Origin of the sequence: Haloferax mediterranei ATCC 33500 (genome assembly GCF_000306765.2) — an archaeon.
GTDB classification, from domain to species: domain Archaea; phylum Halobacteriota; class Halobacteria; order Halobacteriales; family Haloferacaceae; genus Haloferax; species Haloferax mediterranei.
On the sequence record NC_017943.1, the window covers coordinates 249,833 to 263,017 of the forward strand.

Consider the following 13,185-nt stretch of genomic DNA (forward strand, 5'->3'; position numbering starts at 1 on the left):
CGGTGTCGTGCGGTCGGATGTGTCACCAGTTGCAAACGCTACTATATCTTGCAGGTGGTATGTTCAGGACCGACTTTACCAACCTGGTGTATAGGCACACCCCGCTTCGATAGTTCGGATGAAACGCTGGATACGATGATTTGAATTCGTGTTGATTGTATGCGTGTGAATCTGTAAATTACAGGTAATTTAGAAATGAATAGTACAGAGTCGTTTCTGACTGACTTCATAGAGTGATGCCACAATTTAATAGAGGCTGTTAGTTTAGACATGTCTAAGTATTAAGTTAGATGAACAGTACTTTATATTTCGTCTAATCACTGAAATCTGTTAATCAACGCATGACAGACCAACATGGGAAATCCAACCCACCAACAGATGAGGACGAAGCGGCCTCACTCACGAAGGGCCTCGAAGAGCGACTAGTGAATTCGGTGAAAAACCACGAGGGCGTCACACGAAGGGCAGTACTCGGCGGTCTCGCAATCGCCGGCAGTACCGCTATCACTGGGATGGGAACTGCGCAGTCGAACACAACCAGCACGAAGCAAAAGGAAGTGATGGGATTTGGCGCACCCGGTGAATACACCAAGCAACAGTTCAATCCGCACGGATTCCTCCGAGAATTCAACACCGGTGACTCGACGAATCAACGCGACGCTATCTTCGGACGAAACGACTACGACCTCAATGCGGGTGTCTACGAAGAGAACGGTCAAACGGTCAGAGAATTCAATTTGGTCGCGGTCGATGTCGAGCAAGAGATTCTACCCGGTGTTACGTTTCCAATGTGGACGTACAACGGGCAAGTGCCGGGACCGACACTCCGTGCCGAAGAAGGCGACCTTATTCGGGTCAATTTCACGAACGGGTCCGCGAAGATGGACCACACAATCCATCCGCATCTGCGGAACCTCAACCCGCGGATGGACGGGATTCCACAGAACGGGCCGGGACTTCTCAAGCCCGGTGAATCGTTCACCTACGAGTGGCAAGCACAACCCGTCGGAACCCATCTCTATCACTGCCACACGCTTCCGCTGAAAGCGCACGTCCATCGAGGGTTATACGGGACCATTATCATCGACCCGAAGCCGGAAAAAGTCCGAGAGAACCCACGAAAGTACATCGACTACCACGGCCCAATCACTGAGGAGGTCCGCGAGATGGCCGCCGAGCGAGCCCGGAGCCGAAACATGGTTTCGCACGCCGACTATGCTCCAGATGGGTACGACGGCGTCGACGAAATGGTCATGGTGATGAACGGGTTCGACACGAACTTCAACGGCGATAACGAGGTCTACGGCGTCAACACGCGTGGATTCTGTTATGCACCGTCGCAGACTGACGCATACGATGGCGAGTGGAAAGCCGGCCAGACGAAAAAGCCGATTCAGATAGATACCGACGAGCTACAGCGAGTTCACCTCGTGAACATGATCGAGTTCGACTTCGTGAACTCGTTCCATACCCACTCGCAGTTCTTCGATTATTACGACGCAGGGACGACACTGTTCCCGAATCGGAAAACAATCGACACGGTACTGATGTGCCAAGCACAGCGCGGGGTTATCGAACTCGACTACGGGAATCACCAACCCGGGCTGTACATGTTCCACGCTCACCAGTCCGAGTTCGCCGAACTCGGCTGGATGAGCTTCTTCGAGGTGAACTAGATGACGACAGAACCACAATCCGACGGCGGTATCGTACAGTCCTCGAAACAGCCATTTGGTCTTCCGCGGTGGCTCGCGGCAATCGCACCACTGCTCATCCTCGGTGTCATCATTGGCGGGTTCTTGATGACGCCGTTGCTTTCGGAACTGGGGAGAGGCGGAGCACTTCCCGTGTTATCTATCGATTACACGACACTCCCTAACAGCGAGACGATACTGCTCCACGTCACGAACAACGGACCGCCAGTGGAGGTCACACAAGTCCACGTCAACGAGGCGAATTGGCAGTTCGACATTTCCAGTCCGGGTCGCGACGCGTACCTTGAAACAGGAGAGAGCGCAACCATCGAAATCCCCTATCACTGGATGGCCGGGTTCGATTACGGCGTCAACGTCATGATTGCCAGAGGTGCGACCTTCGGAACGACGATTGTCGCTGCGCAACAGACACCAGCACTGACGGGAAGCCTGCTTTGGACGCTCGGTATCGTCGGATTCCTTGTGGGCGTCGTTCCGGTCACGCTCGGAATGTTCTGGTTCCCGTTCATGCAGACGATGAGTCGCAAGTGGCTTCACGCAGTCCTTGCATTCTCGGCTGGAATTCTCGGATTCCTCATCTTCGACGCTGGCTTCGAGGCGTTCGAAGTGGCAGACCAAGTACCGTCGTACTATGCTGGGCCACTTCTGGTAGTGCTCGGCATTGTCGGTGCGTTACTACTGGTCCAGGCAATCATGGACTGGCGAACTGACGATGAAAAGCAATCACGACTCGCAGTAGCGTACTCGGCAGCACTGGGTATCGGGCTTCACAACTTCGCAGAAGGGCTTGCAATTGGAGGTGCGTTCGCCCTCGGTCGAGCCTCCCTCGGGACGTTCCTCATCATCGGCTTTATGGCCCACAATATCACGGAAGGTCCGGTATTCGTCGCACCGCTCGCAGAGGGGAAGCGGCCGTCGCTCGGCCACTTTGCCGCGCTCGGACTGCTTGCCGGTGCACCAGCCATCCTCGGTGGCTGGATTGGAATCATGACTCAGTCGCCGCTGCTAATCGCGCTGTTCCTTGCCATTGGAGTCGGCGCACTCCTGCAGGTGGTCTTCGATATCGGCGACATCATCAACGGGTCTGGCTCCCTTCGCTCCGCACCAAATCTCGCGGGGTTCGGTATCGGACTCGTCGTGATGTACGCAACCGATCTCTTGGTCACCCTGTAGAGAACGACCAATCCGCGTTCAGTATCATGTATCGACCCATGCTCACACGCCGTCAAGCGCTCGTTCGAGGAGTCACTGCTAGTCTCTTCAGTTCGATTGCGGGCTGTACGGCTACGTCACGAACACCAAAGCAGCGAACTGTGAGGATGACCGATGACCTTCGATTCGAGCCAGAAACGCTTCGGGTCAGTACAGACACGACAGTCGTCTGGGAGAACCCGACGTCGGCAAGCCATACGGTAACTGCAATTATGGAACGCATCCCCGAGAACGCGACGTACTTCGCAAGCGGGGACTTCGACTCCGAGCGTGAAGCCCGAAACCACAGCAATAAGGGACTAATTCGACCGGATGAGACGTACACGCACAGATTCCGTGAATCGGGTACGTACGATTACGTCTGTCTGCCACACGAGCAATCCAGAATGGCAGGAACCATCGTCGTCGATGCTGGTGAAACGAAATGAAAACAGAAACACAGAGACCCATATCGGAGTTGACGCACTGATGACGTCCAGCCATGCAGCAGAGACGACGCCCCGTGAACTCACGGTCGCAATGGAAGACGCAATCGTGGGAATCTATCGCCTTCAGGAGACGACGGACGAACGTGTATCGACCTCAGAGTTAGCTGCAGAACTCGGTGTCGAACCACCGTCAGTTTCGAGTATCTTCTCCCGGCTAGCCGAGCGGGGGTTGATCGACCGGGAGCCACACCGACCAGTCGCACTTACAGAAACGGGGATGAAAGTCGCACTGCAACTCATTCGAAATCATCGGCTTCTAGAAACGTTCCTCGTCGAGTGTCTCGGATATGGGTGGGAAGAGGTCCACGAAGAATGCGACCGACTCGAACATCACGTGAGTCAGCGGTTTACGACATCACTCGAATCGTTCCTCTCCAACCCGGAGACTGACCCGCACGGTGACCCAATTCCGGATACGAACCTCGATGTCCCCACGGAGAGTAATCTAGTGCACCTCGATACCGTAGACGAGGGAACGACGGTGACGGTTCAACGCATCTTGACAGGGGAACGAGAGACGCTCGAATATCTCGCAAGTAGAGGACTCGAACCAGAAGATACCGTCACTGTTGAAGAACGAACCCCGATTGGATTACTCGTCATTTCGACAGCGACCGGCCAACCGCGATTGCCGACCGAAACCGCACGCCAAATTATCTGTTCTCACACATAAGCACTGTCGAGTATTCTACGGGAGGAGACAGACACGCGACTCGACCGACGTATCAGGATTCCTCGGACGAGGGACCCTCACTGGATTCTCTAGGTCCCGGTTTCGGAGGGTCAACGCGTTCGAACCGCCCGGGGTCGAGTTGGAGCAGGTCTTCAGTATCGAGCCCCGCCCCAGCCCAAGCGCGCACCGCGGCCAAGAACAACGCGAGCGGGAACGGCCATACCGTGGGATGGGCATCGTTGATGAGCAGCATTCCAACCCCGACGAGTGCGGCAATTACCGCCGCAATGCGCTGGTAGCGGCCCAACCACAGCAACAGGACTGACGGCAACGCCGCGAGACCAGCGATGACGACGATACCGACGAGGAAAGCCGAGACAACTACCGACACTTGGTCGTTGCCAGTGTAAGCCAGCGCAAGCAGGCCGGTGGCGAGTCCGAGGTGAGCTAAAAAGCCCGTAAGGATGATGACCCAACCCGCCGGGAACCTGTCGAGGCGTGCGCGGCCCTGTTGGATGGACGTGGGGACCTTCATAAGCAGAACACCATCAATCCAAAGCGGCTGGCAATCTCCCGAATCGTGTCGAGCGCTGTGGTGAGAAACAGCCATTTCACCGCGTTGTAACGGCCAATTCCGTCGATTCTGATTTCCCCGTCGACAACAGCTCGACTGACGGCTACGCCAGGATGGTCGTCGTTCAGCAGTCGACGAGCGGTGGACTCGTCGGTCGTAACCCGCAGTGTTGCGTCAGGGTGTGGACCCGCCCGAAGGTCACGGATACGATTGTTCCCGGTCATCCGGAACGAGACAACCGCCGTGTCGCCATCGGCCGTGGTGATGTGGAGATTGATGCGCTCACCGTTGATATGCGAGCCAAGCACTCCGAGGTCGACAGCCTCGGCGTTGTTATAGCTCTCAACCACAGTGGCGATTTGGCGGTAGAACTTCGGGCCGAAGGTTCCCGGTTCGACCGCCGCCTCGTCAACAGCTACCACGCGGTCGATTCTCGACTGTACGGTCTCGATTCGGGCCTGGGTGACGTTTGCGTCACGAAGCGTTTCGGCGTCTATTCGGTCGGTCGCTATCCGTATGCGGTCGACGCGCGCGTCCAGCGACCGAGCGCTGGCAACGACGGGTGCGACACGCGTCGAGTAGATGTCGGGACTGATAGAACCGTTTTCCCTGGCCTCTTGGTACCTGTCGAGGCGTGTTTCGAGTGTGTCGAGACGCGTCTCCACACGGTCGAGTTCGCCGGCGACGACACGAGCTCTGGAAGCTGTCGTTTCAGCCGCTGTGAGGCGCGACTGGAACTCCGCAATCCGCATAGACTGGTCGACCGTCGTATCTTGAACTGCGATTACGGTCGAGACGGTTGGCCCCGGTTCCGAGGCGGTAGCATTCGTCTGTTCGACGCTGGCTGCCGGCGTGGCCACAGTCAGTGTCACCCCAAAGACGAGCAGCACCGTGACGAACACGAGCAGGGGTCGTTTCATGCGTTCCTCGTAGATGGCGTACTGTGGATACTCTCGCTTGACGAACGGCCAAACGACGGCGGTTCAGGGGTCATATCTCGATTTCTCCGGGGAGTGCGAGAACGTTCTCACGTCCGAGTCGGAACACCTCTATCTGTTCGGCCTCGTGCATCTCGTTGACGACATTGCTGGTTTTGGTTCGGGACCACTCCATGGCCTCGATGAGTTCCTGTTGTTTCATCCGTCCGCCCCTGTCTTCCAACAGTTGGAGGACGCACTCCCTGTTGCTGAGTAGTTCGTCGGACGGGACCGCGAGTGTCTCCTCGTCACGCATTTGCGTCTCGACACCGCGCCGGCGCGAACGGCCATACCAGCCGAGCACGACCGCGAGCAGAAGCCCGGCGACACCGACAGCCGGTAGAATTGGCGGCCCCTCCCGTGCGGCGGTACCAGTCGCGACGAGGACGACTTTCGGATTTTGGGACTGGAACCACTGTCGGCCGTCCCAGCGGACGGCGCGTTCCTGGGACGCATCCGGCGCGGGCGAGACAGACACCTTCCGAAAGCTCTCGGACCACTCAATCCACAGTGATTCGTTCTCGCTGAGCTGGTACCGCCTGATAGCGTCGCCGAGGACGTACTGATTCTCTGCCGTCGTGGCCGCGAAGTTCGTCCATTCGAAGCGGTAGCTGACGACACCAAAGCGGCCGGCTGGGACCGACGTGTACGTTTCGACCGAACCGTTCTGGACGTGCATCGACCGACCCGTCCGTGCTTCGGCGCGGGAGACGGCCTGTTGCATCCGGTCAATGAACACGCCGGGCGGGTTCGATACGTTCTGACGAGCCTGTTCGAAAGCGCGTTCATCGGCCGCGTCATCCAGCCTGTATCGGAACAGAACCTGCCAATGGGCGGTCCCGTCGCGGCCGAGTTTGATTCGGATGATGATATCGTCGTAGCCTGCGCCCGGCGCGACCGAGTCGATGACTGAGTTCGGCGAGTCGGGTGCGTCCGGCGAGTCAGGTGTGTCCGATGGCTCTGGCGTCGACTCGGCCGCTGCCATCTCAGCGGGAAATGCGCTAGTCACGACGCCAATAAACACGATGACAGCGACACCAACAACGATGCAGCTGGTGGCTTCACCCTGGAACGCGCTGACTCTCATCCACACCATACTATGCGGTATTCTAACATATATACATGGCATGGCAGTTGGTGCTGGATAAGAGTGGAGTTTCGGTGCTGGCAGTATCAGACAGACCGTTGGTTCGACTATCGGCCGTCGAATAGATTCCGTCAGCGACATTGATTGTGTCCGCTGTTTCGCCGACTTCGCCGGTCTCACCGGCTAGACCCGTCTCAGTGGCTATTTCGTTGAGATATTGTTGCCGATTCCGGTCGACGTCCGGAACGGTCACCGTGCTTCCGCCAAGTCGACTGCGCTGTCGGACTGTATCCAATTGGATGGCTCGTCCCGCTCGTAAATGACCACGATTCCATAGTTGACATACGCGCCGTACAGGTCGTCTGCGACTCGGTCGGTGCTATCATCGGCTGGATTCTTGGATTCGCTCATAGTTGTCTCCGCAATGCGCATTCGGGCAACCTCGCGCGTCGCAGTTTCGCGGCCGCCGTTAGAGCGCATCACAGTTCCACATCGCACCTACAATCCCGTATAAACACCCGAAGCGCCGGCCGGATTCCCGACAATCCGGGTGAATTTACCCGATTCAGACTCACCTCTGTCTTCCGGTTTTACTGGAATCGCTCAAACGGAGCGAAAAACGGTCGGATGAATTTTATACCAGTTCTCTGCTTCCTGTCGGCGTCCCAGACCGATTAACAGTCACGATAGACACACGTGATTGACAGACACTGTGAATATCGAACGTGGACTGAACAACAGAAAGAAAGCGTATCCAGACGGACTGGTTTATCGCTCACGCTGCGTGACCGTGTGTTGGACGCAGTCCTCGGCAGTGGCCCGGTCGTCGACGAACAATCGCACGCAGTTTCGAATCTCGTCGGTGGCGGGATATTCTTCCGGAACTTCTACTTCGATATACAGCGCCGGGAGGCACTCGCCCGGTTCTAGTCCGTCGGTGTTGGGATGCTCGGCGACAAGGGTGCCGTTACGTTGGGAGATACCCCACCCGTTGCCGCCCGCTCTTGCGAGGGTGATTCCGTCCGGTAACTCGTCAGTCACGTTGATGGGACCTTCTTCACACGGTACCTCGCCGTCGTTGCACACTTCGATGACGTAAGTTCCGGTGTCACCGAGTCTGAACGGTTCCTCCACGGTTTTCTCGACCGAGAGTGTACATTCCTCTGTCCCGTCACCACAGCAGTAGGTGACCGCGAGGTCCATGTAGTCGACTTCGGTGTCGTCGTGAATCATCACGTCAAGCCGACCATGCTGTCGGAGGTACGAGACCAAGTCGGCGTTCGGCTGGGAATGATTATAGAGGTCGGAGAGGTCCAGCGTCGTCTCGTGAGCACCGGTCTGGTTCTCGGACCATTGGACGGGGAAGATGCCGGGCGTGTTCCGTTCTCCCATGCTCTGACTCCAGCTGTACTCCTCGTCTTTCGTGCCGTCGTCGTGCCACAGCCCGAGCGACAGGAAATCGTTGTTGTCGTTGGCACCGTTCGGACGAGCGCGAAACGACAATGTCGCCTCGCAGATATCGCCCGCCAGCGGTGGCTGCGGAACCTCGAACGTGTGGGCGAACGGCTTGTTGATGCCGCTTTCGTCGAAGTCCCGAATGGGGAGGTCTATGCGCTCCTGTAGCCCTTGGCTGGGTGACGTCGCCTCGGTATTCCCGCCGGCGAACTCGTCGTCAGCACCGCCCTGGACGGCATGCTTGCCTTCGAGACACCGGATTTCGTCGCAGCCGGTGTCGTTGGCCGCATCCTCATCGCTGCCAAGCAGGTCGGCACAGTTGCGCAACAACTCGATATCCGTGGGGAATTCCTCGAAGGGCGCGATTTCAACCTCGACGACCAATGGCGGGAGACACTCGCCCGGTGCCAATCCACCGGGATTGGGGTGCACTGCGGTGATTGTCCCGTTGTCTACGGAGACTCGCCAGTCGTTTCCGGATGCCGAGGCGAACGCCACGCCGTCGGGGAGTTCGTCCTCGACGACGGCCGCGCGGGTACACTCGCCGTCGCCATCGTTGCACACTTCGACGACGTACGTACCCGTCTCACCGAACGCGAACTGCCCCTCGTGGTGCTTTTCGACCGAGAGGTCACAGCCGCCACAGCCACAGTCACAGTCGGCGTTCTCCGCGCGCATCTGGCCGACGAGATTCACCCCGGAGACGACCTGTTGGGTGTCGCGTACGACCACCGTCAGGCAGTTCTCACCGGGCTGAAAGTAGCGTCGACTGGTGTACGTCTCCTCAATCGGCGCACCTTGGAAATCACCGTCGCCGGAAAACGGCAGCGGATTCCCGTTCAGACGGATGTCCTCCACGAGGTCGTCGGCCTGTAGCGTCAGCGTTAGCTCCGGATTCCGGTAGCCTTCGTTGAGACAGAAGCAGTACGTGTACTCGTACTGCGTGTCTTCTTCGGGAAGGCGGCGTCCGCTGTCGGGTTCGAAGGAGATCCACTGGCTATCCTGGAACGTGGTGGGCCAGGAGTTGCTTCCAACCACGTCCGCGTCACGAGGCACTGTCCCCGCTCCGTTCTTCTCGTCGCCGGTCACGTCCCAGTCGTCGTCCTTCGAGCCTGCCGGGATTAGCTCGTCGTCCGTCTGGTCGTAGCCCGTGTTGAGGTTGTATTCTACCGGCGGACAGCGGTCACCGTGATCATCTTCGGGCACTTCGCGTTCGGTCCGCACGGTCGCGTTCCCGAAGTGCGTGCCGTTGGTCACCTGTCCATAGCCGGTCACTCCCACGACTCCGGTGATACCGATGCCCTGCAGAACCCGCCTGCGGGTGAGGTCGTCGTCGCTCATGCTGACACCCCCAGCCAGTCCGCTGGACTGTGTTGTTCCGCTTGGAGCGAGCGAGGGTGGTAGTCGTTTGGCTGTTCGTCCGTGGCCGTCGCACGGTCGGCCATGCGGGCCGGGTCGCCGGAGAGGGGACACTCCCGACCGGTGGCCCAACCATCGTACGTGGTCGCTTCAATTCGACACATCGCACCTGCAGTTCCCCCGCAGAACCCCGTATAAAGAGGCGACGCTCAGAGAGAATCCGGGGGATTTCAGTCGAATCCTGCCGAATCAAGGCTCTGCAGTACGACGTTCTACCAAAGTGTGAAATTCACTATATTTGAAACGTCGGTGTGTTTAAATAGTAGTTTCAGACCGTTGGTGCTTCGTTGACGAGTGCTGAAAGCACACGCCGTTCGATTTTTCTGAGGTGCTCACTCACCGTTGCGGTTGTGACACCCAAGTGAGCGGCAATCTCCTCGTGGGTCGTTTCTCTCGGTGATTCGTAGTACCCGCGTTCGACGGCGACTGCGAGGACTTCGCGTTGACGGGAAGTCAACTTCGACCCGAGCGTTCGTGTTTCAGGTCGATACGGGCCTTTTCTGACGAGCGTTAAGTCAATCTCCGAAGGAATCGCGGCGGCGACCTGACTGAGCGTCCGCTCCTCACCAACCATCCGCAGTTCGAGTGCATCACCAATATGCGTGAAGGGAGGTTCGAAAATGACCTCGTGTGTCCGGGCGAGGTCGAACAATTCACGAATCGGGACGGTCGGCCGCCCGTGGATGTACACGAGCCCATTCGTTCCGTCCGGAACGTCGCTTTCGATGACGCCTCGATGGTTCGTGAGGTGCTTCCGTACGCGAGTCAGGTCCCCACGAAGGTGATACAGAAGGACGATTGAGCCGTCGTCGAGCGTCGTGACGGACCGGATTCGTTCGCGCGAGATTGACGGGTCCTCTGCAAGTAACCGATTCGCCGGGTGGAAGTCGTCCTCGACGGAGACCCGTAGCGTAATCGAGTGCACGAATGGTACTGTGCGGCCATATTAATGGACCTTTCTGGGTACGGCAGCACCGACATTCGCCCGGTGGGTGTAGTGATGACTGACCCATGATTGGATTGGTCCAACCGCGGAATGGACTGCGGTCGACACCGAGCGAACGACGAACTGCTCGAAGCACTACAGGTTGTCGCGGTCACCTCGAACTGGAAGGGAGATGTCTGAGATGACAGCTGGAAGTGGCTCGGTAGCGGAGCAATCACCCGCACTGCGGTCGCGGGACGTGCTCGCTCCGGGAGTTGTCACCGTCCTGCTGGTCGGCGCGTTCACGTACTTGTCTCCCGGTCTCTCGTTGGTCGTCACGTTCGTCCCGGCAATCGTGCTGGCGTACAGTTGTCACCTCATGACGACCGTTCACCGGATGCCAGACCCCGAACGCGTTCTTCCCGTCTATCTGGTTGCGTTCGCGGTGCAATTCCTCCACTTCGCCGAAGAGTTCACCACCGGGTTCTACACCCGATGGCCCGTCGAAGTGTTCAACGCGGCACCGTTCGACCTGTCGACGTTCGTCCAGCTAAACATGGTCTCGTACGCGGCGTTCGCGCTCGGGGCCGTCGCTATCTATCGAGGAATCAAGGGACCGATGCTCGTCGTCTGGTTTTTCACGCTCATGGGCGTCATCGGAAACGGTATCCTCCATCCACTCTATCCGCTTTTCGCAACGGGAGAGTTCGGGTACTTCCCCGGTCTCTACTCGTCGGTTGCGTACCTGCTCTTGGGTCCGATTTTGTTCGCTCGACTGTGGGAGGTCCGAACCACCACTTAGGGCTCTTGTAGACCTGGCGTTCCCGCTTCGACGACGAATCGCTTGTCCGTCCGCACGGGTGCGCCCGGTTCGGTCACGTAGTCAACGACCTGGAACTCAGTGACCCATTCATCGGGCGTCAGCGTACATCGCGTGTATCCCCGCCTGTTGTTGTTGTACTTGACGTTCTCGTTCTCTTTGACGACGTGCTTTCCGAAGACGCCCTCCTTGTTCCCGTTGATGTCGCTGAACTCGGAGCCGTCGCCGCCGGACGAAATCGACGTTCCGATGAACTCGGTTCCGATTGTCTTCGACTCGTTCTGTGCGCTTTTGATGTCGTTCGCCCAGTTGGAGTGGAAGTCGCCGGTGACGACGACGGGGTTGTTGACGGACGCTTCGAAGGCGTTCTTGACCGCCACTTGGTCTGCGACGTACCCGTCCCACTGGTCCATTCGGTAGCCATCCGCTGCACCGCGTAAGAAGTCCATCTTCGCAAACGGAACCTGATTGGCGAGCACGTCCCACGTCGCGTTCGACGCTTCGAGATTGTTCACCAACCACGCTTGCTGCCGGTCGCCGAGAATCGTCCGGTTCTCCTTGAACCGCTTTTGACACGCATCAACAGTGAACGCGTCGCCACAGGCTTGGTCGCTCCGATACAGGCGCGTGTCGAGGACGTTGAACTCGACGAGGTCGCCGAACGTATAGTTCCGGTAGAGTTTCTGGTCGGGACCGTCCGGTTTCTGTTCCAACCGGAACGGCATGTGCTCGTAGTAGGCTTTGAACGCCGCGGCCCGACGTTTGAGGAGTTCTTCGACAGTCTGCTTGTCGGGGTCCTGCGGCACGTCGCCAGCCCAGTTGTTGTCGACTTCGTGGTCGTCGCGGGTGACGAGCCACGGGGCACTTGCGTGGGCGGCTTGGAGGTCAGCGTCCGACTTGTACAGTCCGTACTGAAGCCGATATCGGTCGAGTGTCGTCGGCTCGGACCGGTACGCCTGCGGAACGGCCGTATCGCGAACGCCACCGTTCGGACCGATACCGTACTCGTAGATGTAGTCTCCGAGGTGAACAATCAGGTCGAGTTCGTCCGCCGCCATGTGCTTGTAGGGCGTGTAGAACCCGTCATACCAGGCTTGACACGACGCGAATCCAAATCTGAACTCCTCCGGGGTTGCCCCGACTTCCGGAGCGGTCTTCGTTCGACCGACCGGACTGCGGTATCCACCGGTTCTAAACTGGTAGTAGTACTCGGTATTCGGGTCGAGGTTCTGCACGTTGACGTGGACCGAGTGGGCGTGAGCGGGGTCGGCGAACACGTTCCCGGTCTGAACAACAGGAGTCATATCTTCGGACTCCGCGACAGTCCACTGGACCGGAACGCGTTTATCCGGCATTCCACCGCCGCGCGTGAGCGGGGATGGGGCGAGGCGAGTCCAAAGAATCACGGAATCCGGCAGGGGGTCGCCGGAAGCGACTCCGAGCGAGAAGGGGTCTGCTTTGAATCGACCGTGTTCATCAACTGCTGCGGCTTGTCCCGAAGCACCGAGAACTGCGAGGGCTGTTGCACCGCCGGTTCGCTGCAAGAAGCGGCGGCGACTGTGCGCGTTCGGGTCTGGAGACGGCGGGTTTTCTACGTCCATCTATACGATAGCACACTTTATTCTATAATAGGGTTTTGTAATATTATAGAGTTGAATAATATATTAATAGTGCCGACTAATTGGTCGTTGTATCAATCGGTGTTACTATGTGCGGATTCGTATCGCTGAGTAATAACCGAAGCGTGCGAATTCGTATCGCTGGGTGATAACCGAAGACATCCCGAGACATGTTTCTCGCCCACGCCCGCGACAACGTTGTTCGAGTAACCGAATCAGAG

General features: G+C 58.0%; 13 protein-coding genes. 5 read left to right on the forward strand and 8 right to left on the reverse strand.

The window, feature by feature from the left end:
* Positions 1 to 341: 341 nt before the first annotated feature.
* From HFX_RS16530 to HFX_RS16545, 4 genes are all read left to right on the forward strand, one after another.
* A complete protein-coding gene (locus tag HFX_RS16530; protein ID WP_004056127.1) occupies positions 342 to 1,676 on the forward strand; it encodes a multicopper oxidase domain-containing protein in 1,335 nt (444 codons plus the stop codon).
* Positions 1,677 to 2,888, forward strand: a complete 1,212-nt coding sequence (locus tag HFX_RS16535) for a ZIP family metal transporter (protein ID WP_004056126.1) — start codon at positions 1,677 to 1,679, stop codon at positions 2,886 to 2,888. It abuts the gene before it with no gap.
* 146 nt (positions 2,889 to 3,034) lie between these two features.
* On the forward strand, positions 3,035 to 3,355 hold the full coding sequence (locus HFX_RS16540; protein WP_004056125.1) for a cupredoxin domain-containing protein: 321 nt from the start codon (positions 3,035 to 3,037) through the stop codon (positions 3,353 to 3,355).
* A 40-nt stretch (positions 3,356 to 3,395) separates the two neighbouring features.
* On the forward strand, positions 3,396 to 4,088 hold the full coding sequence (locus tag HFX_RS16545; protein ID WP_014732695.1) for a metal-dependent transcriptional regulator: 693 nt from the start codon (positions 3,396 to 3,398) through the stop codon (positions 4,086 to 4,088).
* 52 nt (positions 4,089 to 4,140) lie between these two features.
* On the opposite strand, the gene HFX_RS16550 is transcribed toward HFX_RS16545, so the two are convergent.
* The 7 genes from HFX_RS16550 to HFX_RS16580 form a co-directional block, all read right to left on the reverse strand.
* Positions 4,141 to 4,623, reverse strand: coding sequence for a hypothetical protein (locus tag HFX_RS16550; protein WP_004056123.1), 483 nt, complete (start codon positions 4,621 to 4,623; stop codon positions 4,141 to 4,143).
* On the reverse strand, positions 4,620 to 5,582 hold the full coding sequence (locus tag HFX_RS16555) for a hypothetical protein (RefSeq protein ID WP_004056122.1): 963 nt from the start codon (positions 5,580 to 5,582) through the stop codon (positions 4,620 to 4,622). Before HFX_RS16555 ends, HFX_RS16550 begins: the two co-directional genes overlap by 4 nt.
* Positions 5,583 to 5,652: 70 nt before the next feature.
* Positions 5,653 to 6,648: a helix-turn-helix transcriptional regulator gene (locus HFX_RS16560; protein WP_231512954.1), complete on the reverse strand. Its 996-nt coding sequence runs from the start codon at positions 6,646 to 6,648 to the stop codon at positions 5,653 to 5,655.
* 327 nt (positions 6,649 to 6,975) lie between these two features.
* Complete coding sequence (locus tag HFX_RS19390) at positions 6,976 to 7,206, reverse strand: DUF7331 family protein (RefSeq protein ID WP_004056119.1); 231 nt, start codon at positions 7,204 to 7,206, stop codon at positions 6,976 to 6,978.
* 288 nt (positions 7,207 to 7,494) lie between these two features.
* Positions 7,495 to 9,522: a DUF11 domain-containing protein gene (locus HFX_RS16570; RefSeq protein ID WP_004056118.1), complete on the reverse strand. Its 2,028-nt coding sequence runs from the start codon at positions 9,520 to 9,522 to the stop codon at positions 7,495 to 7,497.
* Positions 9,519 to 9,704 carry a hypothetical protein gene (locus HFX_RS16575; RefSeq protein WP_004056117.1) on the reverse strand — a complete coding sequence of 62 codons (186 nt, stop codon included), beginning with the start codon at positions 9,702 to 9,704 and terminating at the stop codon, positions 9,519 to 9,521. Before HFX_RS16575 ends, HFX_RS16570 begins: the two co-directional genes overlap by 4 nt.
* 164 nt (positions 9,705 to 9,868) lie before the next feature.
* Entirely contained in the window at positions 9,869 to 10,525 is a 657-nt protein-coding gene (locus HFX_RS16580) for a helix-turn-helix domain-containing protein (RefSeq protein WP_004056116.1), read from the reverse strand.
* A 202-nt stretch (positions 10,526 to 10,727) separates the two neighbouring features.
* Here HFX_RS16580 and HFX_RS16585 point away from each other — a divergent pair, with 202 nt between their 5' ends.
* The gene (locus HFX_RS16585) at positions 10,728 to 11,327 is read left to right on the forward strand and encodes a hypothetical protein (RefSeq protein WP_014732698.1); all 600 of its coding nucleotides are present in this window, start codon (positions 10,728 to 10,730) and stop codon (positions 11,325 to 11,327) included.
* Here HFX_RS16585 and HFX_RS16590 read toward each other — a convergent pair.
* The gene (locus HFX_RS16590) at positions 11,324 to 12,946 is read right to left on the reverse strand and encodes an alkaline phosphatase D family protein (protein WP_004056114.1); all 1,623 of its coding nucleotides are present in this window, start codon (positions 12,944 to 12,946) and stop codon (positions 11,324 to 11,326) included. The genes HFX_RS16585 and HFX_RS16590 overlap by 4 nt on opposite strands.
* Positions 12,947 to 13,185 lie beyond the last annotated feature (239 nt).

What these genes read in the sequence shown, in the direction of transcription:
- HFX_RS16530 (WP_004056127.1), top strand. Translation starts at nt 342, where the DNA reads ATGACAGACCAACATGGGAAATCCAACCCACCAACAGATGAGGACGAA.
- HFX_RS16535 (WP_004056126.1), top strand. Translation starts at nt 1,677, where the DNA reads ATGACGACAGAACCACAATCCGACGGCGGTATCGTACAGTCCTCGAAA.
- HFX_RS16540 (WP_004056125.1), top strand. Translation starts at nt 3,035, where the DNA reads ATGACCGATGACCTTCGATTCGAGCCAGAAACGCTTCGGGTCAGTACA.
- HFX_RS16545 (WP_014732695.1), top strand. Translation starts at nt 3,396, where the DNA reads ATGACGTCCAGCCATGCAGCAGAGACGACGCCCCGTGAACTCACGGTC.
- HFX_RS16550 (WP_004056123.1), bottom strand. Translation starts at nt 4,623, where the DNA reads ATGAAGGTCCCCACGTCCATCCAACAGGGCCGCGCACGCCTCGACAGG.
- HFX_RS16555 (WP_004056122.1), bottom strand. Translation starts at nt 5,582, where the DNA reads ATGAAACGACCCCTGCTCGTGTTCGTCACGGTGCTGCTCGTCTTTGGG.
- HFX_RS19390 (WP_004056119.1), bottom strand. Translation starts at nt 7,206, where the DNA reads ATGCGCTCTAACGGCGGCCGCGAAACTGCGACGCGCGAGGTTGCCCGA.
- HFX_RS16570 (WP_004056118.1), bottom strand. Translation starts at nt 9,522, where the DNA reads ATGAGCGACGACGACCTCACCCGCAGGCGGGTTCTGCAGGGCATCGGT.
- HFX_RS16575 (WP_004056117.1), bottom strand. Translation starts at nt 9,704, where the DNA reads ATGTGTCGAATTGAAGCGACCACGTACGATGGTTGGGCCACCGGTCGG.
- HFX_RS16585 (WP_014732698.1), top strand. Translation starts at nt 10,728, where the DNA reads ATGACAGCTGGAAGTGGCTCGGTAGCGGAGCAATCACCCGCACTGCGG.
- HFX_RS16590 (WP_004056114.1), bottom strand. Translation starts at nt 12,946, where the DNA reads ATGGACGTAGAAAACCCGCCGTCTCCAGACCCGAACGCGCACAGTCGC.